This is a genomic window from Nocardia sp. NPDC050713, from assembly GCF_040654315.1.
Lineage (GTDB): Bacteria > Actinomycetota > Actinomycetes > Mycobacteriales > Mycobacteriaceae > Nocardia.
The window spans coordinates 164,497-188,073 of sequence record NZ_JBFAHS010000006.1 but is presented as its reverse complement, the minus strand read 5'-3'; the positions used below and the strand labels follow the sequence as shown (position 1 = coordinate 188,073).

Annotated in this window: 24 protein-coding genes and 1 pseudogene; 7 read left to right on the top strand and 18 right to left on the bottom strand. The window is 69.7% G+C overall.

Translation table 11 applies throughout. The annotated features are described in order from the left end of the window. Positions 1 to 153: 153 nt before the first annotated feature. Complete coding sequence (locus AB0H49_RS14605; RefSeq protein WP_357251343.1) at positions 154 to 546, top strand: hypothetical protein; 393 nt, start codon at positions 154 to 156, stop codon at positions 544 to 546. A 134-nt stretch (positions 547 to 680) separates the two neighbouring features. Here AB0H49_RS14605 and AB0H49_RS14600 read toward each other — a convergent pair whose 3' ends face one another. The 6 genes and pseudogenes from AB0H49_RS14600 to hemB all read right to left on the bottom strand — a co-directional run bounded on the left by AB0H49_RS14600 (position 681) and on the right by hemB (position 4,121). Beyond that, on the bottom strand, positions 681 to 899 hold the full coding sequence (locus AB0H49_RS14600) for a hypothetical protein (protein WP_354998879.1): 219 nt from the start codon (positions 897 to 899) through the stop codon (positions 681 to 683). Between the two features lie 94 nt (positions 900 to 993). Beyond that, complete coding sequence (locus tag AB0H49_RS14595) at positions 994 to 1,233, bottom strand: hypothetical protein (RefSeq protein ID WP_354998878.1); 240 nt, start codon at positions 1,231 to 1,233, stop codon at positions 994 to 996. A 74-nt stretch (positions 1,234 to 1,307) separates the two neighbouring features. Beyond that, positions 1,308 to 1,556 carry a hypothetical protein gene (locus AB0H49_RS14590; protein ID WP_357251339.1) on the bottom strand — a complete coding sequence of 83 codons (249 nt, stop codon included), beginning with the start codon at positions 1,554 to 1,556 and terminating at the stop codon, positions 1,308 to 1,310. Positions 1,557 to 1,810: 254 nt separating this feature from the next. Next, positions 1,811 to 2,275: pseudogene (locus AB0H49_RS14585) on the bottom strand (hypothetical protein); the annotation flags it as partial. 341 nt (positions 2,276 to 2,616) lie between these two features. Then, positions 2,617 to 3,147 (bottom strand): hypothetical protein, encoded by a 531-nt coding sequence (locus tag AB0H49_RS14580; RefSeq protein WP_354998875.1) that lies wholly within the window; start codon positions 3,145 to 3,147, stop codon positions 2,617 to 2,619. Continuing rightward, a complete protein-coding gene (hemB, locus tag AB0H49_RS14575; protein ID WP_357251336.1) occupies positions 3,144 to 4,121 on the bottom strand; it encodes a porphobilinogen synthase in 978 nt (325 codons plus the stop codon). Before hemB ends, AB0H49_RS14580 begins: the two co-directional genes overlap by 4 nt. Before the next feature lie 208 nt (positions 4,122 to 4,329). On the opposite strand from hemB, the gene AB0H49_RS14570 reads away from it, so the two are divergent. From AB0H49_RS14570 to AB0H49_RS14560, 3 genes are all read left to right on the top strand, one after another. Next, entirely contained in the window at positions 4,330 to 5,124 is a 795-nt protein-coding gene (locus tag AB0H49_RS14570) for a tetratricopeptide repeat protein (RefSeq protein ID WP_357251333.1), read from the top strand. Between the two features lie 129 nt (positions 5,125 to 5,253). Next, positions 5,254 to 5,637 carry a DUF4189 domain-containing protein gene (locus tag AB0H49_RS14565; RefSeq protein ID WP_357251330.1) on the top strand — a complete coding sequence of 128 codons (384 nt, stop codon included), beginning with the start codon at positions 5,254 to 5,256 and terminating at the stop codon, positions 5,635 to 5,637. A gap of 106 nt (positions 5,638 to 5,743) precedes the next feature. After that, complete coding sequence (locus tag AB0H49_RS14560) at positions 5,744 to 6,025, top strand: hypothetical protein (protein ID WP_354998871.1); 282 nt, start codon at positions 5,744 to 5,746, stop codon at positions 6,023 to 6,025. Positions 6,026 to 6,199: 174 nt separating this feature from the next. Here the strand turns inward: AB0H49_RS14560 and AB0H49_RS14555 are convergent, their stop codons facing one another. Genes AB0H49_RS14555 through AB0H49_RS14530 form a run of 6 tightly spaced genes read right to left on the bottom strand, consistent with a single transcriptional unit; the run spans position 6,200 to position 11,604 of the window. Continuing rightward, positions 6,200 to 7,762, bottom strand: a complete 1,563-nt coding sequence (locus tag AB0H49_RS14555; protein WP_354998870.1) for a bifunctional uroporphyrinogen-III C-methyltransferase/uroporphyrinogen-III synthase — start codon at positions 7,760 to 7,762, stop codon at positions 6,200 to 6,202. Further along, positions 7,759 to 8,850 (bottom strand): hydroxymethylbilane synthase, encoded by a 1,092-nt coding sequence (gene hemC, locus AB0H49_RS14550; protein ID WP_354998869.1) that lies wholly within the window; start codon positions 8,848 to 8,850, stop codon positions 7,759 to 7,761. The genes AB0H49_RS14555 and hemC overlap by 4 nt, the downstream gene beginning before the upstream one ends. Continuing rightward, complete coding sequence (locus AB0H49_RS14545; RefSeq protein WP_357251324.1) at positions 8,847 to 10,259, bottom strand: glutamyl-tRNA reductase; 1,413 nt, start codon at positions 10,257 to 10,259, stop codon at positions 8,847 to 8,849. Before AB0H49_RS14545 ends, hemC begins: the two co-directional genes overlap by 4 nt. Further along, a complete protein-coding gene (locus AB0H49_RS14540; RefSeq protein WP_354998867.1) occupies positions 10,256 to 11,083 on the bottom strand; it encodes a redox-sensing transcriptional repressor Rex in 828 nt (275 codons plus the stop codon). Before AB0H49_RS14540 ends, AB0H49_RS14545 begins: the two co-directional genes overlap by 4 nt. Beyond that, the gene (locus tag AB0H49_RS14535) at positions 11,080 to 11,307 is read right to left on the bottom strand and encodes a hypothetical protein (protein ID WP_357251321.1); all 228 of its coding nucleotides are present in this window, start codon (positions 11,305 to 11,307) and stop codon (positions 11,080 to 11,082) included. The genes AB0H49_RS14540 and AB0H49_RS14535 overlap by 4 nt, the downstream gene beginning before the upstream one ends. 12 nt (positions 11,308 to 11,319) lie before the next feature. Next, positions 11,320 to 11,604: a glutaredoxin family protein gene (locus AB0H49_RS14530; RefSeq protein ID WP_354998865.1), complete on the bottom strand. Its 285-nt coding sequence runs from the start codon at positions 11,602 to 11,604 to the stop codon at positions 11,320 to 11,322. Between the two features lie 187 nt (positions 11,605 to 11,791). Here AB0H49_RS14530 and AB0H49_RS14525 point away from each other — a divergent pair, with 187 nt between their 5' ends. Both AB0H49_RS14525 and AB0H49_RS14520 read left to right on the top strand, forming a co-directional pair. Continuing rightward, positions 11,792 to 12,739, top strand: coding sequence for an HAD-IB family hydrolase (locus tag AB0H49_RS14525; protein WP_357251533.1), 948 nt, complete (start codon positions 11,792 to 11,794; stop codon positions 12,737 to 12,739). A 265-nt stretch (positions 12,740 to 13,004) separates the two neighbouring features. Beyond that, positions 13,005 to 14,165 (top strand): GuaB3 family IMP dehydrogenase-related protein, encoded by a 1,161-nt coding sequence (locus tag AB0H49_RS14520; protein ID WP_357251318.1) that lies wholly within the window; start codon positions 13,005 to 13,007, stop codon positions 14,163 to 14,165. A gap of 168 nt (positions 14,166 to 14,333) precedes the next feature. Here AB0H49_RS14520 and AB0H49_RS14515 read toward each other — a convergent pair whose 3' ends face one another. Continuing rightward, positions 14,334 to 15,134, bottom strand: a complete 801-nt coding sequence (locus tag AB0H49_RS14515) for an alpha/beta hydrolase (protein WP_355000057.1) — start codon at positions 15,132 to 15,134, stop codon at positions 14,334 to 14,336. A gap of 158 nt (positions 15,135 to 15,292) precedes the next feature. Here AB0H49_RS14515 and guaA point away from each other — a divergent pair, with 158 nt between their 5' ends. Then, positions 15,293 to 16,873, top strand: a complete 1,581-nt coding sequence (gene guaA, locus AB0H49_RS14510; RefSeq protein WP_355000056.1) for a glutamine-hydrolyzing GMP synthase — start codon at positions 15,293 to 15,295, stop codon at positions 16,871 to 16,873. A gap of 56 nt (positions 16,874 to 16,929) precedes the next feature. Here guaA and AB0H49_RS14505 read toward each other — a convergent pair whose 3' ends face one another. From AB0H49_RS14505 to AB0H49_RS14485, 5 genes are all read right to left on the bottom strand, one after another. Beyond that, positions 16,930 to 17,097, bottom strand: a complete 168-nt coding sequence (locus AB0H49_RS14505; protein ID WP_355000055.1) for a hypothetical protein — start codon at positions 17,095 to 17,097, stop codon at positions 16,930 to 16,932. A gap of 25 nt (positions 17,098 to 17,122) precedes the next feature. Next, the gene (locus tag AB0H49_RS14500) at positions 17,123 to 17,338 is read right to left on the bottom strand and encodes a hypothetical protein (RefSeq protein ID WP_355000054.1); all 216 of its coding nucleotides are present in this window, start codon (positions 17,336 to 17,338) and stop codon (positions 17,123 to 17,125) included. Continuing rightward, positions 17,331 to 18,872, bottom strand: coding sequence for a PspC domain-containing protein (locus AB0H49_RS14495; RefSeq protein WP_357251313.1), 1,542 nt, complete (start codon positions 18,870 to 18,872; stop codon positions 17,331 to 17,333). Before AB0H49_RS14495 ends, AB0H49_RS14500 begins: the two co-directional genes overlap by 8 nt. 75 nt (positions 18,873 to 18,947) lie before the next feature. Continuing rightward, positions 18,948 to 19,589, bottom strand: a complete 642-nt coding sequence (locus AB0H49_RS14490) for an MspA family porin (protein WP_357251310.1) — start codon at positions 19,587 to 19,589, stop codon at positions 18,948 to 18,950. 129 nt (positions 19,590 to 19,718) lie between these two features. After that, positions 19,719 to 23,474, bottom strand: a complete 3,756-nt coding sequence (locus tag AB0H49_RS14485) for an AAA family ATPase (RefSeq protein ID WP_357251307.1) — start codon at positions 23,472 to 23,474, stop codon at positions 19,719 to 19,721. Positions 23,475 to 23,577 lie beyond the last annotated feature (103 nt).

Here is a 23,577-nt window from a genome sequence, read left to right as displayed (position 1 = left end):
CAGCCCCGGCGAACCCGGTCGACGACAGGGTGTAGGAGAGTGACGCGCGCCGCAATCCGGGACAACACGCCGGGCGGGCGTTTGCGGCGATATCGGGCGACTCGTCCGTAATCTCGATTGGTCGTCGCAGCAGCTACCCTCGGGAGGCTCTTCATGCGGTTCGCACTCGTCAGCACGGCTACCTTGGCCGTATTCACCACCGCGACAGCGGTATTCGGCGCGGGAACCGCCGCGGCGGCCGTACCGATCGCCGATCCCGCGCAGGGTCGCGTCGGCGTCCGGCTCAGCCACGAGGAGACGGTCGCGCTAGCGGCCGGCCCGGTGCCCGCGGTGGTCACGATGTTCGTGCCGTTGGACCGCATGGGGGCGGGACTACACAAAGACACCGAACTCCACCGCGATCAGCACGGCGGAGTGCACGCCTCGCTGCGCCAGGTGATCGCCGAGACCGCCAGACATTCCGACGGCACGGTGACCGTGTACGTGAACGCCCCCGGCACCCGCAACGGCCGGATCCTCGACGTCTTCCAGAGCTGGACGGACTGAACGAAGGAACTCGCCCGCGGACCGGAGTCCGCGGGCGAGCGTAAATCATTCGGCTACAGCGGTTTCGAGTCCCAAGGGACGCAGCCGGACGAAGTCCGCCCGCAGACCGCGCATGACCGGAGGCGGAGCTACGCCTATGTGTTGATGCAGGGAGCCGAGGCGGACAGCGTCTGCAACGAGCACATGAGCCCGTTCAGCGCGCCCGCCGACCCGGTCTCCGGCACCAGACCGGCGACGGGAGCCGTCGGCTCCAAGGGCAACCCCGCGCCGTCCGCCATGGCGGGCGCGGCCGCCAAACCGATCGCCGCGAACGCGACAAGGGCCGCACCGAACCTCGCACCGAGAACCTTCACGAGCAACACCTTCCATTCGATAGGCTCACCGGCGAATACCGGTGTGCCACAAGGCGTATCGGCTCTCGAAGCGAGTACGTTTCAGATGCCGGGCTCAGGTGATGCCCACGCAGAACAACGCGAACCCGGTGGTGGCCAGACAGGCCAGTGGCGGGGGCAGCAGCTTCATCAGTCCGGGCGGCTCGGTCGCGGTGAACGCGGGTGTCACCGGCACCGGCGGCGGCGGTGTGTATTCGACGGGCGCCGCGGCTGCCGGGACCGCACCGGCCGCACCGATCAGGCCACCGGCCACAACCCCGATGGCGATCTTCTTCGCGTGGATTGTCGGCTTCATGGGGTGGATGTTCCCGCCCCCGCGCAGGTGAAACGGCGGCGGCTATCCGTGTCGACCGGGTTGTCCGGTCGATGTCATTTCTCCGCGGCGGACCGCAGCACGCGGGTCACGGCGTCGATGCCGAGCAGGCCCGCCACCGCGACGAGGAACGCCGCGAGCATCAGCCACGGCCCGACATAGCGGGTCGCCTCGAATGCGGGCATCTCGCCGAGCGGCGCGAACACCGTGGCGACGGTCCCGCGGTTCCAGCTCAGCACCGCGAGCACCAGCGCGACGACGGCCGCGAGGGCCTCGCCGACCGCCACCTCGATGTCACGTCTCACCGGTCCGCTCCGTTCTCGCTGTGCCGTTCCTCGCTGCTCTCGGACTCCCGCGCTTCGGCGCCCTCGGAGCCCAGTTCCGCGGAGACCTCGGACTCCTGCGCCACGACGGCCTCGATCTCCGTCGCCGCGACACCCTCGATCTTCGTCGCCGCGAGGCCCCCGGACTCCCGCACCGCGACGCCCTCGATCTCCGTCGCCACGGTGTCCTCGGACCGCTGCGCCGCAACACCCTCGGACTCCGGCGCCGCGACCCCCGCACGATCCAGCACCGCGGTGAGTGCGGTCCGCAGGCCGCGGTGATCGCGCGCCCACGCTTGCACGAGTCCGCCGTCGCGCAGCCGCAGCCCGATTCCCTTGCGTCTGCGCGGCACACCGCTCAGCTCGCCGAGCGCACGCGCGGACTCCCAGTCCTCATCATTCCAGGAGTGCTCGTCGCGCTCCGGCAGCACGCTCGCGATGCCGGTCAGCGGCAGGGTCTCGGCGCCTTGGCGCAGGGTCGACTCGGTCAACTCGACGCTGACATGACGGCGGCCCGCGAAAACTTGCAGCGCAACGAAAGCCGCGATCAGCGCGCCGCAGAAGATCAGCGCGAACCAGTGCGCCGGACTGGACGTGACCAGTTCCAGCACGAGGACGAGAAGACAGAGCAGCGGGCCGTAGGCCACCGCGCGCCACCGCGCACCCGGCTCCGCGAACAAGACCGCGTCGCCGTCGCTCACGCCGCACTACCCATCAGATCGCGCATCCGAACGCGCGGGGCTCCGGCTCGCACCGCCGGTGAATTCAGCCGACCAGCCCCGGCAGCAGCAGGACCGCGACGGTGACCACGCCGAACAGGATCAGCAGGCTGAGGACGAGCAAATCTCGCCGAATGCTCTGCGGCTGTTGGATCACCACTCGCATCTATGCCTCCGATCTCCCGGAGCTCACTGGATGACGCCCTCACGCAACGCAAGACAACGCATGACCAATAACTACCGGTTCCCATGTCTACTGTGACAACCCTCACCATACATGTCTGCACTACGGCGACAAACTCGGTGACGCCGCGGTCATCCGTTCAGCGGCGGTTCGGCTGGAACCAAGTCGTGGACTCCGGACGGTAGCTGAGATACAGCGCGCCACCGGCCAACACGCCCTGCACGATAGCCGCGCCGCCCGCCACCAGCGAGGCAACACCGGTGACCGCGTCCAGGGCGAACAGGGCCGCGACGGCACCGAGCACCAGCCAGATCGCGACGACGGTCAGGACCGTGCGCGCCCAGAGTTTGCCCCGGCCGAACTGGTGCACGACGGCGAACGCGCCCGCGGCCAGCGCGAGACCACCGAGCACCATTCCGACGAGCATCAGGGACACCACCAGTTCGGCGGTGGCCATGGCGAAATTCGGGTCGCCCGCCTTGCCCTGGTCGAACATCCGCTGGTCGAGGTCGTCGCGCTGCTGCAACGAGGTGAGCACCGTGCCGACCAGCTGCACCACGCCGAATCCGATGATTCCCCACCACACTTGGCGGGCCGTACGGATGTCTTCGGGCATCGGCGGCCGCTGCGGGAACGGCGCGACGCCCATCGGTCTCGGGTAGTTCGTCACGACAACCAGTGTGCGGCCTCGGTCGCCCAGTAGGTGAGCACGATGTCCGCACCCGCCCGGCGAATGCCGACCAGCGATTCCAGGATCGCGCCGCGGCGGTCGATCCAGCCGCGCTGCGCGGCGGCGGTGATCATCGCGTACTCGCCGGAGATCTGGTAGGCCGCCACCGGCACCGTCGACCGGTCGGCGACGTCGCGCAGGATGTCCAGGTACGACATGGCCGGCTTGACCATCACGATGTCGGCGCCCTCGGCCAGGTCCAGTTCGAGCTCGCGCAGCGACTCCCTGCGGTTGGCTGGGTCCTGCTGGTAGGTGCGGCGGTCGCCCTCCAGCGAGGAGCCGACTGCTTCGCGGAACGGGCCGTAGAAGGCCGAGGCGTACTTCGCGGCGTAGGCGAGGATGCCGGTGTCGGTGCGGCCGACCGCGTCCAGGCCGCGCCGGATCGCGCCGACCTGACCGTCCATCATGCCGCTGGTGCCGAGCAGGTGGGCGCCCGCTTCGGCCTGGGAGATCGCCATGTCGACGTAGCGGTGCAGGGTCGCGTCGTTGTCCACCGCGCCGCTGGTCGCGAGCACGCCGCAGTGGCCGTGATCGGTGAACTCGTCGAGGCAGGTGTCGGCCATGATCACCGTCGCGTCGCCGACCTCCTCGGACAGCGCGCGCAGACCCCGGTTCAGAATGCCCTTCGGATCGCTGGCCTGACTGCCGGTGGCATCCTTGTCCTCCGGCTTCGGCACGCCGAACAACATGAGCCCACCGACGCCCGCCGTGACGGCCTCCACCGCCGCCTTGCGCAGCGAGTCCATCGAGTGCTGGTGGACCCCCGGCATCGAGCCGATCTCGCGCGGCTCGTCCAGTCCGTCGGCCACGAACATCGGCAGCACCAATTGCCGTGGTTCCAATGTGGTTTCGGCCACGAGACGGCGCAGAGCGGGAGTACGGCGCAACCGCCGCGGGCGGTCCATTCCGGTCATGAATCGCACGATACGCCTGCTGAGCGGAGGTGTCGCGAGCGCATGGGGCGGTGGTGATCCGGCCCACCGCCCGACCGACGCGTGGCCGCCGAACCGGTCGACGGAATCGATGCCATGGCGACCGAAAGCGAGATTTCTGCGCGATCCTGAAGATGAGGTTTCTCGACGACGGGGCACCTCTCGGCGAACCGGATTCGGAGGCAGAGCGATGACGGGTTACGACCGGTACGGACAGCGCGTGGCGGCGCTGCGGCGCTTCGCCGACGGCGGCGACGTGTGGGCGATGGAGCGGCTGGCCGAGGCGCTGCGCGAGGTCGACGACGCGGGCGGTGCGGAGCACTACCTACGGCGGGCCGCGGAACTCGGGAGCGTGTCGGCGCTCGGCCCGCTCGGCGAGCTCGCCGAGGCGGACGGACGCGTCGCGGAGGCCGTCGGATGGTGGGAGCAGGCGGCCGCCGCGGGTTGCGCGGGCGCGGATCTGCAACTCGGTGCGCTGTATCTGGAGCGCGGGGAACTGGATGCGGCGGAGCGCTGGTTACAGCCCGGGGCCGCGGCCGGGGACGCCGAGGCGATGGCCAACATGGGCGTCATCGCGCACCGGCGCGGAGACGACGAAACGGCCGTGCGCTGGTACGAGCGCGCCGCCGAAGGCGGAAACCCCACGGCCATGCGCAGTCTCGGCGTGCACTCGGCCCGCGCGGGTGAATTCGAGCGCGCCGTCGGATTGCTCACCGAGGCCGTGCGCCGCGGCCGCCGCGACGCGATGGCGGTGCTCGGCGCCCTGTATCTCGACCTCGGCGACACCGATCGAGGCGAGCACTGGCTGCGCCGAGGGGCGGCGTCCGGCGACCCCGACTCCATGTTCCACTTGGCAATCGCCCTGCGGGACGGCGGAATTCCCGCCACCCTGGACTCCTCCACCGCCGACGAGTCGACCTCCTGGCTCCGACGAGCCGCCGACCTCGGCCACCCCGAAGCCCTCCGCCTCCTCCTCGAGCCCTGACGACGACCACATCCTCGGGACGTAGGGGTTCGAGGTGTTAAGGAATCGTTCGGAGGACGGTAAGCAGGCTCGATAGGGTCGATTCGACGCGGCAAACGAGCTGCCGGACAGATCTTTTGGGGGATCCCGATGAAAAAGCTGACCACCACCGTATTGCGCGTGACGCTGACCGCGGCCGTCGCCGGAACGCTGCTCGGCGTCTCCGCGGGACCGGCCGTGGCGCGTGCGGAAGAGTGGGGCGCCATCGCCTACTCGCCGTCGACCGGGGCCACCGGCGGCGCGCGCAACTACAGCACGAAGACGAGGGCCGAACGCGTCGCTGTCGACACGTGCGGCAAGTCCGACTGCCGCGTGCTGGTGAACTTCGTCGACAAGTGCGGCGCCGTCGCGCGAGCCAAAGACAACAGCTGGTCCTGGGGCCGGGGTCCGACCAGGGCCGACGCGACCGCGAACGCGATCGGCTCGGCGACCGGACGCAACCCGCAGATCAAGCAATCGGTGTGCACCGACTGAGTGCGAAAAGGGTTGCGGCCAGCGGTTTTTGTCGGTGGGTGCGGGTAGAATCGAAGCTGTGTTCGAGGGGATCCGCCGGGTTCCCGATCGCGAGGGGAGGACGCAAGTGCCCGCGACCGCAGCCGCCCGAAAGTCCACGATCATCACGCCCTACCGGCCGCTGGAAAAGCGTCCGCTGCCTGCTGGACGTCCACGCAAGTGGTACGTCACGCACAACCGCAGGCTCAAGGCGATGCGGCTGAGCATCGCCCTGCTCGACTCCGGGATCTACCTGCCGACCCAGGCGAGCAACGAGAAGATCCGCCACACCGCCGAAGTCGTCGGCATCCGCCCGCCATCGGACACCACGTGCCGCCTGGTGCGCACTCTGCTGCGCTACAGCCGCTGACGACGTCCGGCCCCAGGCCGGGCGCGAAAGCGAAACGTCCACAACGCGGTGGGCGTTTCGCCGCGCGCGAGACCCCGAAACGCGAAACGCCCACCATGGGCGGGCGTTTCGCTGCGCCGATCACACCCGGGCGCGGAGCCGACGGCACCTATCCGGGCGCGGAGCGGACGGCACTTACCGGCTACGGCGACTCTTCTTGCGCGGCGGCGGCAGCAGACCCTCGGCGCGAAGCCGGGCGGCGTGCTCGGCGAGCGCCTCGACCAGCGGGCCGACCTGCGCGGTCTCGGGCTGCACATCCACGCGCAGACCGAACTCGATGGCCGTCTCGGCGGTCTTCGGGCCGATGCAGGCCACGATGGTGCGCGCGTGCGGCTTGCCCGCGATGCCGACCAGGTTGCGCACCGTGGAGGACGAGGTGAACAGGACCGCGTCGAAACCGCCGGTCTTGATCATCTCGCGGGTCTCCGCGGGCGGCGGCGAGGCGCGCACCGTGCGGTAGGCGGTCACGTCGTCGATCTCCCAGCCGCGGTCGCGCAGACCCTCGGCCAGCGTCTCGGTGGCGATGTCGGCGCGCGGCAGCAGCACCCGGTTCACCGGATCGAAAACGTCGTCGTAGGGCGGGAAGTCGGCGAGCAGGCCCTCGGAGGACTGCTCACCCGAGGGCACCAGCTCCGGGTTGATGCCGAACGAGCGCACCTTGTCCGCGGTGGCCTCGCCGACGCAGGCGATCTTCACGCCGCTGAACGCCCGCGCGTCCAAACCGAATTCGGCGAACTTCTCCCACACCGCGCGCACCGCGTTGGTGGAGGTGAACACCACCCACTGGTAGCGGCCGTCGACCAGACCCTTGACGGCGCGCTCCATCTGCGCCGGGCTGCGCGGCGGCTCGACCGCGATGGTCGGCACCTCCATCGGGATGGCGCCGTGGGTGACCAGCCGCTCGCTCATCTCGGCGGCCTGATCCTTGGTGCGCGGCACGAGCACGGTCCAGCCGTACAGCGCGCGCGACTCCCACCACGACATCTTCGACCGGGTGGCGACCGCCTTGCCGATGGTCACCACCAGCGGACCGACCAGCTCGGAGGCGGCGCTGTTCAACGTGGCCAGCGTCGCTTCGATGGTGCGCTGCTGGCGGGTGGTGCCGCGCACGGTCACCGCGACCGGGGTCTGCGGCGCCATGCCGTGCTCGACCAGCGCGCTCGCGGTCTCGGCCAGGTGGCCGGAGGTGGCGTGCAGGACCAGCGGGCCCGGCGCGGCGGCCAACGCGGCCCAGTCGACCTCGCCGCGGACGTCGGCCTCGGTGTGGCCGGAGCCGAGCGCGATGCCCGCGTAGCTCGGCACCGCGGAACCGTTCGGCAGGCCGGGCAGCACCTCGAAGACCATGTGCGAACGGGTCACCGCGGTGACCTCGGTGATCACCGAATCGGCGGTCAGCGGATCGCCCGCGACGACGCGGACCACGTCGTGGCCGTTGCGCGCCTCGGCGATGAGCGTCTTGGCGACCTCCGCGGGCTCACCGAGCGCGGGTCGCACGTCGACCGGCCGGGTGCCGTCCTCGTTCTCCTCCACGGCGGTGCCGATCAGCGCGAGCACACCCTTGTCGACATCGGGATCGGTGAAAGCCAGTGTCGCCCGCCCGAGCACCTCGCGCGCACGCACTGTCAGCAGCGCCGGGTCGCCGGGACCCGACCCGACGAACAAGATCCGACCGGGGTGCTTCTTGGTGGCTCGGCTCATTGGTTGTTCTCCATTGGGCTGGGATTGCTGATACGACCTTCGGCCGCGCCCGGTCGCGACCGCTGCGTGTTCGGGACGTCACCGTCGGATCTCGCATCGGTGGCGTCGTCTGGTCCGGGGTTACCGAGCAGCTCGCGCGCCCCCAGCTCCAAGAGCTCTTGCGCGAGCGTGCGGCCGAGCCGGTCGGCCTCGGCGGGTGCGCCGACCACCGAAGCGCGTAGCACCTCGGATCCGTCGGCGGCGGCGGCGCAGGCGCGCAGCGAGAGCTCGTCGACGATGCGGCCGTCGTCGTCGAGCGACTCGACGACCTCGGCGAGCGCGCCGATCGGCGCGGTGCACCCGGCCTCCAGCTCGGCGAGCAGCGACCGTTCGGCGATGACGGCGGCCCTGGTGGCCGCGTCGTCGAGCCGGGTAAGCGCCTCGATGGTCTCGGCGTCGTCGCTGCGGCATTCGACAGCGAGCGCGCCCTGCGCGGGAGCGGGCAGCATCTGCACCGGTTCCAACGCCTCGGTCACCGCGTCGAGCCTGCCGATCCTGGACAGACCGGCTCTGGCCACCACCACCGCGTCGAGTTCACCGTCGGTGACCTTGCGCAGGCGGGTGTCCAGGTTGCCGCGCAGCGGCACGATCTCCAGGCCGAGGCCGAGGGCCGCCAGCTGAGCCGCGCGGCGCGGCGCCGAAGTGCCGATGCGGGAACCGGCGGGCAGTTCGCCGAGCACCAGTCCGTCGCGGGCGACCAAAGCGTCGCGCGGGTCCTCGCGCGGTGGAATCGCGGCGATGGTGAAGCGGGAGTCCGGCGCGGTCGGCAGGTCCTTGTAGGAGTGCACCGCGATGTCGATCGTGCCCGCGGCCAGCTCGTCGCGCAGCGCCGAGGTGAACACGCCGACGCCGATCGTCTGCACCGGATCGGAGGAGAGATCGCCGGGCGTCTTCACCACGACCAGCTCGGCCGGATGCCCGGCCGCGATCAGCGCGTCGCGCACGGTGCCCGCCTGGGTCAGCGCGAGCAGGCTGCCTCGGGTGCCGATGCGCCACGGCGCGCGGGTGCCGTCGGCGGTCATGTTGTCCTCTTCCTGAACGACGGTCATGCCGACTTGCCCTCCTCGCCGAGATGTCCCGCGGTGAAATCGTCGGCGAGGCCGAGACCGAGATCACCGGTGAGCGTGCTGATTTCCATCGGAGCGGCAACCGCTTGCGCCGCACCTGGTTTGAGTTCGAAAAGTTCGCGTAGCGCTTCGGCGTAGCTGTCGCCGCCCGGCGTCGACGCGAGTTGCTTCACCCGCACGGTCGGCGCGTGCAGCAGCTTGTCGACGACCCGGCGCACGGTGCGCGCCACCTCGTCACGCTCCGGATCGGCCAGGCTCGGCAGCCGCGAGTCCAGCCGCAGCAGTTCGGCTTCCACCACTTCGGCGGCCCGCTGGCGCAGGGCGGCGACCGTCGGGGTCACCTCGGCCATGCGCTGACCCGCCAGGTATTTGGCGAGTTCGTCGGCGACGATCGACCGCGCGGCGGCGGTGTCGTCGGCCGCGGCGCCCGCGGCCGGATCGCGCTGCAACGTCTCGATGTCGATCACCGCGACACCCGGCAGACCCGCCACCGCGTGCTCGACGTCGCGCGGCAGGCCGAGGTCGCAGAACACCAGCGGACGCTCGGTCGCCGGGAATTCGGCGCGATCGCGATCGGCCAGCGCGCGGTGCGTGTCGGCCAGCGTCACCACGGCGCCGACCGCTCCGGTACAGGTGACCACCACGTCGGCGGCGGCCATCGCCTCGGTGAGCCGGGAGAGCTCCAGCGCCGAGGACTCGACGCCGTAGGAACCCGCGGTCTCGGCGAGTCTGCGCGCCCGCGCGATGGTCCGGTTCACCACCAGGATGCGGCCGATACCCGCGCGCGACAGATGTGCGACGGCCAACCCGCCCATCGCGCCCGCGCCGACCACCACGGCCGTGCGGCCGGCCAGATCGCCCAGCACCTGCTTGGCCCGGTCCAGCGCGACCGACACCACGGACGCGCCCGCGCGGTCGATGCCGGTCTCGGAGTGGACTCGCTTGCCGACGCGCAGCGCGTGCTGGGCCAGCTCGTGCAAGGTGCGCCCGACGGCCTGCTGAGCGTCGGCGGTGGCGTAGGCGCCGCGGATCTGGCTGAGCACCTGTTGCTCGCCGACGACCATCGAGTCCAGCCCGCTGGCCACCGCGAACAGGTGCTCGGCGGCCGCCTCGCTGTAGCGCACATAAGCGTGCTTGGTCAGATCGGGCAGCGGCAGCCCGGAATGCTTGGTGAGCAGATCGCCGACCTCGGCGAGACCACCGTGGAAGGCGTCGACCACCGCGTACACCTCGACGCGGTTACAGGTCGAGACGATCATGGCCTCGGAGATGTGGCTGGAGGCGAGCATTCGATCGATCAGCTTGGGACGGTCGGCATCGGTGATGGCGACCTTCTCCAGCACTGCGACGGGAGCGCTCCGATGCGAAATCCCGACGAGCAGAATACTCATGGTGTGACCACCGATCCCTTGCTGCTTGGCTCCGTTGCCGAATGCGAGGTCGTCGAGTGCGTGAGGGCCGGGTGCCCGGCCGGGGAGTGCGGAGTCGGCACGCGGCGCGCGATCCGGCCGGACCCCACGTGCGCCACCTCGGGCAGCGGCTCCGGCTCGGCGTTACGGGTCCGTTCGAACGACAACATCTGCATTTCGACCGCCAGGTCCACCCGGCGGACTTCCACCGCGGGCGGCGCGATCAGCCCGCACGCGGAGAAGCTCAGAATCGACTGCAACCCGGCGGCGACCAGCTGGTCGCACACGTCCTGGGCCGCGTCGTCGGGCACCGCGATGACCGCGATGGTTGGTTCCAGTTCGGCCACGCCCGCGGCCAAGCCCGCCACATCGCGCACGGTGAGTCCGGCCACCGACCGGCCGACCACGTCGGGATCGGCGTCGAAGAGGCCGACCACGCTGAATCCGCGGCGACGGAAGCCGCCGTAGCCGACCAGGGCCCGGCCCAGATTTCCGACGCCGACGAGCACCACGCGATGTCCACCCGACAGACCGAGCACGTCCTCGATCCTGGTTCGCAACTTCGCGACGTCATAGCCGACGCCCCGGACGCCGTTGGGGCCGAGGAAGGACAAGTCCTTGCGCAACTTGGCCGAATTGACACCCGCCGCGACAGCGAGTTCCTCACTCGATACGATGAGCACACCGTCGTCGGCCAACATGGCGAGGACCCGGAGATAGGTAGCCAGCCGCGCCACAGTGGCCTGCGGGATGTCTTTCTGCAGAGCCCTGGAGACGCCGCCCGGCGCCTCATGCTGCTCTGTCACGTCGTCGGCTCCTCGTTCCGGCCTGCGCACAGGTCCGGTTCGTCGTTCGACCTCGAGCCCGGCGGCGGTCCGGTGCCATGGTCGAAGTATCGGATTTCAAGGCGTCCGCAGCCTCGGCATGCGGGTCGCGTGCCACCACCGTAACCGCTTGTGAAGCCCTGCACAAAGTCGGTGAAATTGGCCTCATTTTCCGCCGCGACCAGCGCGGCGGCCAAATCGGACACGGATCACACCGATCAGCGACCCAGATCCGCCCGCAAACGCGCCTCGTCGACGTCGAAGTAGCTGTGTTCGCGCCCGTCCAGCAGTACGACAGGAAGCCGGTCGCCGTACTCCGCGCGCAGGCCAGGGTCGGTTTCCGCGGCGATATCGACGTCGAGGGCGCCCGGTTCGATGCCGAAATCCGCGCATATCGCGCGCAACTGCTCCAGTGCCTTGGCACACAACCCGCAGCCGGCTCTGGTCAGCAAAATCACTTCGTGTTCGGACGGCGCGGCGGCGCCATCTGTGGGATTGGTCATGGCGGATATTAAATCCTCTCGCCACCGCACCCGCGGTGCGCGTGGTCTCCGGGTGACTGTCGCCGAAGCCAGTTACTGTGGACGTGGTTCGCGCGAACGGGCGGAGGTACTGGTGCCGGAACGATCGAAGGTGGAGAGGGCCGGGTTCATCGCGGGCCGGTTCGGCGAGTTCCCGGTGCGGTGGCACCTGGGCCCGCTCGGCCAGGGCCTGCAGGATCAGCTCGCCCGCATCTCCCGCAGCCCGTTCGGACCTACCGAGGAGGAGGTCCGGGCGAATCTGGCCGGTGAGGCCAGTGCCGACGCGGCGCTCTCGCTGCACGAATCGGAGCTCGCGGCGGCCGAGCCGATAGGACCGGAGGTGCCGCGCGACCTGACCGCCGCGGCGTTCTTCGACGTGGACAACACGATGGTGCAGGGCGCCTCGATCGTGCACTTCGCGCGCGGTCTGGCGGCGCGCAAGTACTTCAAGACCTCCGACCTGGTCGACGTGGCGTGGAAGCAGGTGAAGTTCCGCGTCACCGGCAAGGAGAGCAGCACCGACATGGCCTCCGGCAAGGAGAAGGCGCTCTCGTTCATCGCGGGCCGCCCGACCTCCGAGCTGGCGGCGCTCGGCGAGGAGATCTACGACGAGATCATCGCCGACAAGATCTGGCCGGGCACCAGGGCGCTCGCGCAGATGCACCTGGACGCGGGCCAGCAGGTCTGGCTGGTCACCGCGACGCCGGTGGAGCTGGCCCAGGTGATCGCCAAGCGGCTCGGCCTGACCGGCGCACTGGGCACCGTGGCGGAGAGCGTCGACGGCAAGTTCACCGGACGCCTGGTCGGCGACATCCTGCACGGACTCGGGAAGGCGCACGCGGTGCGCACGCTGGCCGTCCGCGAGGGCCTGAACCTCAAGCGCTGTACCGCGTACTCCGACAGCCACAACGACGTGCCCATGCTCTCGCTGGTCGGCACGGCGGTCGCGATCAATCCCGACTCGGACCTACGCGAGGTCGCCAAGAACCGCGGCTGGGAGATTCGCGACTTCCGCACCGGACGCAAGGCGGCCAAGATCGGCGTGCCGACGGCGCTCGCCCTGGGCGCGGCGGGCGGAGCGGTCGCAGCAGCGGTCACCCGCCGGCGCGATCACTGAGGGAAGTCCTCACCACATCCGTCGATTCGACCGCATACCTAACGCACGATCAGTACCCGATCACCCCGCACGGAGCGAGCCCGACGAGCGACCGTTCGCGGCCGTCTCGCTTCCCAGCGGTCGAAGCGCATGCGACGAAGTCGCGAGTCTCGACCGCTCGGAAGCGAGACATAAAGGCCGCGAACACGCGCGCCCCGGCGCGCCAAAGACACGGCCGCGAACACGCGCGCGTCAGCGCGCCAATCAACACCGAAAGGACAGACAAGTGCGCGACATGGTCGAGATCGGCATGGGCCGGACGGCCCGGCGTACCTACGAACTGGACGATGTCGACATCGTTCCCTCGCGGCGTACCCGCTCGTCGAAGCAGGTGTCGCTGGCCTGGCAGCTCGACGCCTACCGGTTCGAGATTCCGTTCCTCGCGCATCCGACCGACGCCCTGGTGTCGCCGAAGTTCGCCATCGAACTCGGCCGTCTCGGCGGGCTCGGCGTGATCAACGGCGAGGGCCTGTGGGCCAGGCACGCCGACGTCGAGGCGAAGATCGATCAGCTGCTGGAGCTGGTCGGCAAGGGCGGCTACGAGCGCGCCGTCGGCATGTTGCAGGAACTGCACGCCGCGCCGATGCAGCCGGATCTGCTCGCGGCCGCGGTGGCCGAGGTGCGCGCGGCGGGCGTGACCGTCGCCGTGCGGGTCAGCCCGCAGAACGCCCGCGCGCTGACGCCGGCCCTGTTGCAGGCGGGCATCGACCTGCTCGTCGTGCACGGCACCATCATCTCCGCTGAGCACGTCGGTGACGGCGAGCCGCTGAACATGAAGACCTTCATCGCCGAGCTGGACGTGCCCGTGGTCGCGGGCGGCGTCAGCGATCACCGCACCGCGCTGCACCTGATGCGTACCGGTGCCGCTGGCGTGATCGTCGGCTACGGCTCCTACCCGGGCGCCACCACCACCGGCGAAGTGCTCGGCATCGGGGTGCCGATGGCCACCGCAATCGCCGACGCCGCCGCCGCGCGCCGCGACTACCTGGACGAGACCGGCGGCCGCTACGTGCACGTCATCGCCGACGGCGACATCGCGACCTCCGGTCAGCTGGCCAAGGCGATCGCCTGTGGCGCCGATGCCGCCATGCTCGGGGTGCCGCTCGCGCTGGCCGCCGAGGCGCCCGGCCGCGGGTGGTACTGGCCGTCGGCCGCCGCGCACCCGTCGGTGCCGCGCGGTTCGCTGCTGCACGTGGACGATCCGTGGGATCTGGGCGGCGAGTCCACCGAGCAGGTGCGGCCGAGCTTGGAGCGCGTGCTGTTCGGCCCGTCCGACGACCCGTTCGGCTCGCTGAACCTCGTCGGCGGTCTGCGCCGCTCGATGGCGAAGGCCGGGTACTCGGACCTCAAGGAGTTCCAGAAGGTCGGACTCAGCGTTCGCGCCTGAGGTTTCGTTCTTCGAGCCCGCGCCCGCCTGGATGGGCGCGGGCTTCTCGTGAACGTTGCTGCCCTTCCGCGTTGTCGATCGATGGCAGCAGCGCGACCGAAGTCCTCGCAGCGCCGCCGGTTCGCCGATAGCGGCGCACGGCCGGAGACACGCCTTCGCGCGTCGTCGTCAGTACACGCCCGTGGGCATGACTTGTTCGCGGAGGAACTGGCGGATCGTGTGGTTCACCGGTTCCGGGTGCGTCATGGTGACCGCGAGCCGGGCGCCCGCGATCTCCACGAAGGTCGCCGCCGCCAGACCCTCGGCCAATCGCTTGGCGCGGTCGTGCGGGATACCGCTGTCGGTGGCGTGGATGACCAGTGCGGGACAGGTGATTTCGGGCAGCCGGTCGAGCACCGATTCCCTGGCGAGCAGGCAGCCCGCGGCGACCTCGATGTCGTGCCGGTCGCGGCCGAGCCAGCGTTTGGTCCAGATCGCCCGGTACCAGTCGTCGTCGCCGATCAGCCAGGTGGCGAGTCGATGGACCGCGTGCTCCCTGCTGTCGTCGTCGTACCACTCGTCGAGGAAGCGCTGGGTGGCCGTAGACTGCTCGGGTGTCGGTCCGTGCGCCTCGGTGCTGATGAGGATCAGTCCCGCGATCCGCTCGGGCGCGATCAGCGCGGCGCGCAGCGCGGTGAAGCCGCCCTGCGCGGTGCCGCCGACCACCGCGCGTTCGGCGCCGAGCTGATCGAGCACGGTCAGCGCGTCACGCGCCGCGGTCCAGTAGGTGAAGGGTAGGCCCTGATCTTTCGTGCGTCCGTGGCCGCGGGCATCCCAGGAGACGATCCGGAATTCCGGCGCGAGCGCAGCCACCTGGGAAGCGAACATGGTGCGGTCCATGAGGAATTCGTGCGCTAGCAACACCACCGGACCGTCCCCGCCGCTGTCCTCGTAGTGGATGTCGGCGTCTATCGCACGGGCGAAGGGCACCGCAAGAGGATAACGAGCCGAGGCGGGGTCGACGCGGGATTCGGGCCGCCCGCTTGGAGATAGCCGGGGGATGCCGGGAGCGCCCGGTGCCCGCGGAGACAACGTGCCTGCACAGGGGCATGCCCGTTGGTTCGGGCGCGCACCCGGCTCACTAGACTGTGGCCGTGGCAGAATCCCAGAGACCGGTCCTCGTCGTCGACTTCGGTGCCCAATACGCTCAGCTGATCGCCCGGCGGGTGCGCGAGGCGAGTGTGTACTCCGAGGTGATTCCGCATACCACCACCGTCGAGGAGATCGCGGACAAGAACCCGCTCGCGGTGATTCTGTCCGGCGGTCCGGCGAGTGTGTACACCGAGGGCGCGCCGCAGCTGGATCCCCGGCTGTTCGATCTGGAGCTGCCGGTCTTCGGCATCTGCTACGGCTTTCAGGCGATGGCCCAGGCGCTGGGCGGCACGGTCGCGCACACCGGCACCCGCGAGTACGGCCGCACCGAGCTGAACATCGACGGCGGTCTGCTGCACGGCGGTCTGCCCACCATCCAGCCGGTGTGGATGAGCCACGGCGACGCGGTCACCGACGCCCCGGAGGGCTTCGAGGTCACCGGCACCACCGCGGGCGCCCCGGTCGCCGCGTTCGAGGACCGGGCCCGTCGCCTGGCGGGCGTGCAGTATCACCCCGAAGTGCTGCATTCGCCGCACGGTCAGCAGGTGCTCAGCCGCTTCCTGCACGAACTCGCGGGCATTCCGGCCGCTTGGACGCCCGCCAATATCGCCGACGCGCTGATCGAGCAGGTCCGCGAGCAGGTCGGCGACGGACACGCGATCTGCGGTCTGTCCGGCGGCGTGGACAGCGCGGTCGCGGCCGCGCTCGTGCAGCGCGCCATCGGCGACCGGCTGACCTGTGTCTTCGTCGATCACGGCCTGCTGCGCTCCGGCGAACGCGAGCAGGTGCAGCAGGATTTCGTCGCCGCGACCGGCGCCAAGCTGGTCACCGTCGACGCGGTGGACAAGTTCCTCGGCGAGCTGAAGGGCGTCACCGATCCCGAGGAGAAGCGCAAGATCATCGGCCGCGAGTTCATCCGCTCCTTCGAGGACGCGGTGAGCGAGGTCGTCGCCGAACACGGCGCCGAGGACGGCGAGACGCCCAAGGTCGAGTTCCTGGTGCAGGGCACCCTGTACCCGGACGTGGTGGAGTCGGGCGGCGGCAGCGGCACGGCGAACATCAAGTCGCACCACAATGTCGGCGGTCTGCCGGAGGACCTGGAGTTCGATCTGGTCGAGCCGCTGCGGCTGCTGTTCAAGGACGAGGTCCGCGCGGTCGGCCGCGAGCTCGGCCTGCCCGAGGAAATCGTTGCCCGCCAGCCCTTCCCGGGGCCGGGCCTGGCCATTCGCATCGTCGGCGAGGTCACCGGTGATCGTCTCGATACGCTGCGGCAGGCCGACGCCATCGCCCGCGAGGAGCTCACCGCCGCCGGGCTGGACCGTCAGATCTGGCAGTGCCCGGTGGTGCTGCTGGCCGACGTCCGCAGCGTCGGCGTGCAGGGCGACGGCCGCACCTACGGTCACCCGATCGTGCTGCGTCCGGTCTCCAGCGAGGACGCCATGACGGCCGACTGGACCCGCCTGCCCTACGAGGTGTTGGAGCGCATCTCGACCCGCATCACCAACGAGGTCGCCGAGGTCAACCGCGTCGTCCTCGATGTCACCAGCAAGCCGCCGGGCACCATCGAGTGGGAGTGATCCCGAGAACGACGGCCCCCGCACACGGTGTGCGGGGGCCGTCGTTTTCCGGGGATTCAGTCTGTCTTGGCGCGGCTCCAGCCGTGGCCGAGGACGACGTGGCCGAGTAGCGAGCCGCCACCGATGTAGGTTCTGGCCGGAGTGATCGGCACCACCCGCGCGACGGGCGTGCCCTGGTGCGGCGCCGGATCCGTCGCGTCGTCGTCGAATTGGTCTCGCGCCATGGGGTTCTCCTGTCTGACCATCGCGCTAGCGGCGCTTGCGCGGGGAGATGACGAGCAGGACGCCGACGACGATGGCGGCGACGACGACGATCCAGCCGAAGGAGATCGCGCCGCTGGCCGTCGCGGCGGGGCCGATGAAGCCCCAGACGCTCACCGCGAGGGCGAGCAGGCCGACGATCAGCAGGGAAGCCGACGGTCCGCGTCCCTCGGTCGTGCCGTTGGGTTGGGTCTGCTCAGCCACGCTGCACCTCCACGCTGCCCATCTGGATGTCCACGTTCAGGTCGAGTACCGGGGCGCCCGGGGTGTTCGGTCCGGTGATGCCCTCCGGGCACTGGTTGTCGCCCATGTTGACGGTGCAGTCGGTGCGGAGGGTCATGCCCTCGGGCACCAGGATGCGGACCTCGCCCATCTGCACGCCGACGTTCACGGCCCGGTTCTCGGTCAGGTTCAGCGACCGCAGGTCGAGGGTGCCCGCGCCCATCGAGATCTTGTAGTCCGGTTGCAGCTCGGCCATCGTCGCGGGGGTCCAGACGTGGTCGCCCATGGCACCCCGGTCGAATTCGATGGGACCGATCATCGAGGCGAGCAGGACGAAACCGGCGAGCGGAGCGGTGACCACCAGCAGACCGTAGCCGCGCCGCAGGAACGCGCCGAGCACCAAGCCGAGGCCGATCACGGCGAGGGCGACGGCGGCGATGCGGCCGGGGGTCATCCATTCCGCGCCCGCGGCGGCGATCGCGCCCGCACCCGCCGCGGCCAGGATGGCCAGGCCGAGCACGACCGGGGTCAGCCGGGATCGGGGACGCTTCGGTGGTGGTGCGACTACGGCGGGGGCGGGCGTCGGTTCGGGCAGGTCCCAGGCCAGCGGCGCGACGCCGAGCGGATCCCAGGAGGGCGGGGTCACGCCGGGGAAGGCGGCGGGAGTCGGGTGTGATGGTGCGCGGGCGGGCAGGTCCGCGGGAGTCTTCGGGTTGGCGGGTGCCTTCGGTTGGGCGAGGGTCTTCGGCTCACCGCCGGTCTTCTCGAGCGAGATCGGCGTGGCGTCCTCGGTGCCCGGCTGCGGTGACGAGGTCCGCGCTTCGAGCACTTCGGTTTTCGTGTCGATCACCTCGGTGGGTCGGTCGACGTCCTTGTCCAGCACGGTTTCCGCCTCCGTCTCGCGCGGCGCGTCGGGAACGTACGCGTCCGGCAGCTTGGTGTACGGGCTGTACACCGGCCCGACGTCCGGGATCGGGTAGCCGGGCGCGCGCAGCGGCCCCGTCGGGAAGGCGGCTCCGGGGTAACCGGTCGCGAAGAGGCCGTCGGCGTAGCCGCCGTCGACCATGCTGGTGCCCGGCGGCGGCTGCGGGCAGCGCATGAACAGCATCCACCAGCCCGCCAGCATCAGAGCCAGGCTGATCATCCCGGAACCGGCCAGTCCGACGCCGATCGGACCGACCGTTGTGACCGCGATGGCCAGCGCCACGACCAGCACCACGGTCTTCGTGTGCGACTGCGAGCTTTGCCCCTTGCCGAACAGCGATTCGGCGGCCGAGGACTGGTCCCCGGACTCGTTCAGCAGCAGCCAGGCGAGCAGGTACAGCACGATGCCCGCGCCGCCGAACAGGGTGGACACCACGAACGCGACCCGCACCAGCACCGGGTCGACGTTGTAGCGCTGCCCGAACCCGGCCGCGACGCCCGCGACCGGGCCCTGGCGCGGCAACCGGACGGGCCGCGTCTGCCACATCTGCTGCAGCTGATCGCCGAAGGTTGTTCTCGTCATGCTTCCCATGGTGCGGCTGACCAGCGGCGCGGCGCATCGGGGGGAACCCTGAAAAAACAACCTGATCCTGGTGGATCAGGGCGCTCACATCGTGAACGGATCCCCGAACACCGCACCCTCCGCGGTCACGTCCGCCGTTTCCACGGTGATGATCGCGTAGGCCTGCACAGTCAGCGGGCCCGCGCAGTCCTCGACGTGGACGCGCCGGTCCCGGCTGAACACGTACCCCGTGCTGCCCGGCAGCAGTTCCTTCTCGCCGACGGGCACGTCGACGACCTTGCCCGGAGTGATCGAGAGATCGACGCCGATCCCCGCGCTCAGATACGGTCCGACGCTCACGTCCACCCCGGGCAGCAGCGACTCCGGCGACAAACCCAGGTGCGCGCTCGCGTCCGCGTCGATGCCGACCTCCGCCCCGAGGTCGAGTTTCGCCTTCAGATCGACGGCGCAGGCGACGAAGTATCCGGTCTTCAGATGACCCGTCCCGTCCGAGACCTGGCCGTAGAAGGTGTTGTCCAGGAAGACGTCTCGATTGGTCGGCATTCCGTTCAACGACCCCACCGGCCGTGCCGCGTGCTCGCTGTGGCCCACCGTGAATTCCAGCCCGCCCGGGGCGGAGTACGTCTTCTCGTGCGGTGCGAGATCGACCGCCGCCGCCTGCGATGCGAGCCCCGCGAGGGCACCCATCGCGATCGCGACAGCGGCCAGCCCAGACTTCCCATTCATGCGGGTATCCCCCTCGTTCCACACCCGGGCTCCCTACCCGGGGCGACCACGGACTGCCCCCGTGGTCGCTTTCAGCATGGTCGGGGTTGCTGAAGGAATACTTGGAAAGTTCCTGTAAGAGAGTCTGATTCAGGAACAGGGGGGTTGGTAGGGGAGTTGGGGGAGGTGGCGTTGCCAGAGGTCTTCGGTGAGTAGGGAGCCGGTGACGTCGCAGATACGGTCGATGGAGTGGGAGACGTCGAGATCCCAGACGCGGAGGCCGCCGCCGGAGAGGACGAGGTGGTTGCCGTGGGGGAGGAATTGGGCGGTCCAGTCGTCGTCTTCGCGCGGCGGTGTCAGTTGGTCGCCGATCTGCTGCGGATGGGTGCGATCGGTCAAGTCCCACAGCGTGATCCGCCGATCCTCACCGGTGATGACGGCCCGGCGGGAATCCGGCGTGAAGGAGATCCGGCCGACCGAGAGGTTGTCCGCGATGATCGGCGAGCTGATCGGTCGGATTCGGGTGCGGTCACCGATGTCCCACACCTGCATCCTCTCGCTGTTGACCAAGATCATCGTGCGGCCGTCGGGGGCGTACCTGACCGTGTTGATGCCGCCGGATATCTCGGGAAGTTCGTCACCGAACGGAGCTGGACGTAGCGGGTCGGCGAAGTCCCACAACGTGACAGGTTGCCGGACGACGTCACTATCCGACGCCAGCCTGCGGACCGCAAGGATCCCGCCATCGCTGCTGAATACGATGTCTAGAGCCTTGGCCAGCGGTATTTCCGCGCCGAGCGGTGTGGGGTGTGCGGGATCCTCGAGGCTCCATACTCGCAGCGAGTCGTCGTGCGACGTCACCGCGATCCGCCAGTCAGGCCGGAGGGCCAAGTACTCGGCGTCGCCCAGGCTCGTCGCCCAGTCGCCCCGAAGGCGCACCTTCGCTGGATCGGATATGTCGTATGCCGTGAACTGGCCCTCGGATGAAGCGGTCACCAGGGTCGCTCCGTCCGGGCTCACTTCATACAGATAGTCGCCGGGGCGATGCGCGAAGCGACCGAGCAGTCGCCACCGCAGCGGATTTCGGGTATCCCAGATCTCGATGGTGTTCCCCCCTGCGGCGACGATAGCGCGATGTCCTGCCGCGTCGAACCGCGGGAACGACGTCTTCGCCGGCGGGCCGGCCACCAGCGCGGGTGGTATCGACCAGACACGTAAGTTGCCGTCCCAGCCACCCGCGGCGAGGGTTCGCCCGTCCGGACCGAAGGCGAGGCTGGTGGGGCCGCTCCGGCAGGGCATCGCCATGTCGTTCGAGAACCGGCAGGTCGTAGGGCTCGTCGTCAGCCGCTCATCGATGAGCATGGGCCGGGCCGGATCTGCCGTATTCCAGAGCGAGGCGTGCTCGGAGGTGGCGGCCGCGAGGATTGAGCTGTCGGGACTGAAGGCCACCGACCAGAGAGCGGATTTGCCGACCGTCAGCGGTATGCCGAGCGGCGTGGGTGGGGCGTCTCGTTCGATTCGCCACAGCTGTACCGTTCCCCGGTTCACCTGCCCGTCCTCCCGCAGTGAGCCGTCCCCGCCGCCGACGGCCAGAATTCGGCCGTCGGAGCTGAAATCCAGGTCGGTCAGGACCGTCGTGGCGTCGATCGGCGGTCCCAACGGCACGGCGCGATCGAGACCCTCGACTTTCCATAGCTGAATCCGCCCCGAGGGCTGTGCGCTCAGGAGCCGATTGTTCGTCAGCACGGCCAGTACCGGGTCGGTGGGGCTGAACCGCACTTCGACGTTGACGTCATGTCCGGCGCGGAATGTCGCACCGGCTCGAGGTCGGCCGGGATCAGCGACATTCCACAACGTAACGGTGTCGGCGTTCACCGTGGCGAGAAGATCGCCGTCCGCGCTGAAGCTCATGACCCCGTGCGATCTCGCACCGGCCTTCGGCAATTCGGCCAGCACCCGCGGTGCATCGGGCACGGTGATGTCCCACAGCCGTGAACCCACGCTGCCGCTGGTGGCCATGACGCGACGATTTGCGCTGAATACCGCCGTCGAGACCTCGCCGGGGAGTTGTACCAGCTTGCGGGGGTGCTGTGGATTGCTGTTGTCCCAGAGGTATGCGATCTCTTCGTCGTCGACCGAAGCCAGCAGAGCATTTCCTGGCTGCTGAGCCACCTCGACGTAGCCGCCACCGTGTGCCGGGACGGCGGTCGCGAGCGACTGATCCTGCGTACCGAGCAGATGGGTCCACACGGTCGCGTCGCCGGGCCGCATCCGCTCCGCGACGAGGTAGAGCTGCGCCGACAGCGAAGGATCGGTACTGCGCAGCCGCTCCGCCTCCCGCATGACAGCCGCGAAATTTTTCTCTTCGCGCTGCCGCTGCCCGAATTGAGTCTGGGTATAAGCAGTCAGGCCGAGTACCAGGAGCACTACCCCTGCCAGCGCCAAGCCGATTCTGGTCAGCGTGGTGCGTCGGCGGGACCGTCCGCGCGATGCGCGCGAGGCGTGCAGGAAATCGCGGACGATCCCGTCCGATGCCGCCGAGTGCTCGAGCGCGGTCTCGAGCCGGGAGCCCCGATACAGCAGAGCCGGGTCCCGGTTCATCGAATTCCATTCGACCGCATCGGCTTCCACCCGTTGCCGCACCAGATATCCGACCCGGTTCTCATCGATCCAGGCGCGCAGCCTGGGCCAGGCGTCCAGCACGATTTCGTGGGTGAGGAATACCGAGTCGGCGTCGAGCGTCACCAGGCGGGTGCGGGCGAGCAGTTCCAGTGCGGCCGCGGCGGCGAGCGGGTCGGTGCTGCGCCGTTGGAGCGCGGGGCGCGCCGCGATGCGCCGGGTGTCGCGGGAGTCGCGCGCCACGGTAACGAGTCCGAGCAGGACATCCTTCGCGGCCGACTGCTGCGGATCGGACAGTTCGCTCCACGCCTGTTCCGCGGTGGCGGCGACGGAGCCGACGACACCACCCGCCGCGCGGTACCCGGCGATGGTCAGTTTGCGTCCCTCGCGGTGCTGCCAGGTGGCGGCCATGACGTGGGAGAGCAGCGGTAGGGCTCCGGGGTCGTAGCTCTGGCGGGTCCGATGGTCGCCGAGGCCGCAGAGTTCCGTGATGACGAGTTCTTCGAGTCCGGCTTCGAGTTTCAGTCCGGCGCGTTCGGCGGGGCCGGTGATGGCCTCGGTCAGTTCGTCGACGCGCATGGGGCCGAGCAGGTAACTGCGCTTCTCCAGAGACTTTTGCAGGACCGGGTAGTCGAGGCAGCGGGCGTAGAAGTCGGCGCGCAGGGCAAGTACGACGGCGACCGGGTCGGTCTGCGTGGCGTGTTGGTCGAGCAGCGCCAGGAACTCGTCGCGCTCCCGTTCGTCGGCGCAGACGGTGAACAGTTCTTCGAATTGGTCGATGATCAGCAGGCGCGGACCGTCGGTGGGCCAGGTCGCCGATGCGGCGTCGGTGCGTTCCGCGTCCAGTGCGCCAAGGGATTTCGCCAGGGCGTCCATTGGATGTGCACCGGGTGTCACTGTGACGATGCGCCAGTTGGTTTGTCTCCGTGCGAGTTCGGTCGCCAGCCCCGCCGCGAGCAGCGATGACTTACCGGCTCCGGACGCGCCGATGAGCGTGACGATATCGCCGCCGTCGCGCATGGTGTTTCGCACTAGTTCCGTGAGTTCTCGGGTCGCCCGTTGGCGTCCGAAGAAGACGTCGCTGTCGGTGTTTCGATAGGACTCCAGGCCGAGGTACGGGCACGCGGCGTTGTCGGCGTCGTCGGGCGTCCAGGAGTTCGACGCGGTCCACAGCCGCTTCCATTCCTGCGGGTCCGCGAGCTTCGCGGGCAGCGTCGCGCCGCGTTTCTTGGCGAGGTCGATGAGCGTCAGCACCACCGGCAGCAGGGATTCGAAGCGGGCGGGCACATTTCGGCCCGCCTTCCAGTCGCTGATCCGCTGGGCGGAGGCGGGATTCGCCCCGCCGCGGCGGCCCGCATCCGGTTCTCCGCCTGGGCGGCGACCCTGCGCA

Excerpts from the sequence above, each read along its gene's own strand:
- AB0H49_RS14605 (WP_357251343.1), top strand. The coding sequence starts at position 154 with ATGCGGTTCGCACTCGTCAGCACGGCTACCTTGGCCGTATTCACCACC.
- AB0H49_RS14595 (WP_354998878.1), bottom strand. The coding sequence starts at position 1,233 with ATGAAGCCGACAATCCACGCGAAGAAGATCGCCATCGGGGTTGTGGCC.
- hemB (WP_357251336.1), bottom strand. The coding sequence starts at position 4,121 with ATGACCGGAATGGACCGCCCGCGGCGGTTGCGCCGTACTCCCGCTCTG.
- AB0H49_RS14570 (WP_357251333.1), top strand. The coding sequence starts at position 4,330 with ATGACGGGTTACGACCGGTACGGACAGCGCGTGGCGGCGCTGCGGCGC.
- AB0H49_RS14565 (WP_357251330.1), top strand. The coding sequence starts at position 5,254 with ATGAAAAAGCTGACCACCACCGTATTGCGCGTGACGCTGACCGCGGCC.
- AB0H49_RS14555 (WP_354998870.1), bottom strand. The coding sequence starts at position 7,762 with ATGAGCCGAGCCACCAAGAAGCACCCCGGTCGGATCTTGTTCGTCGGG.
- hemC (WP_354998869.1), bottom strand. The coding sequence starts at position 8,850 with ATGACCGTCGTTCAGGAAGAGGACAACATGACCGCCGACGGCACCCGC.
- AB0H49_RS14545 (WP_357251324.1), bottom strand. The coding sequence starts at position 10,259 with ATGAGTATTCTGCTCGTCGGGATTTCGCATCGGAGCGCTCCCGTCGCA.
- AB0H49_RS14530 (WP_354998865.1), bottom strand. The coding sequence starts at position 11,604 with ATGACCAATCCCACAGATGGCGCCGCCGCGCCGTCCGAACACGAAGTG.
- AB0H49_RS14505 (WP_355000055.1), bottom strand. The coding sequence starts at position 17,097 with ATGGCGCGAGACCAATTCGACGACGACGCGACGGATCCGGCGCCGCAC.
- AB0H49_RS14495 (WP_357251313.1), bottom strand. The coding sequence starts at position 18,872 with ATGGGAAGCATGACGAGAACAACCTTCGGCGATCAGCTGCAGCAGATG.
- AB0H49_RS14490 (WP_357251310.1), bottom strand. The coding sequence starts at position 19,589 with ATGAATGGGAAGTCTGGGCTGGCCGCTGTCGCGATCGCGATGGGTGCC.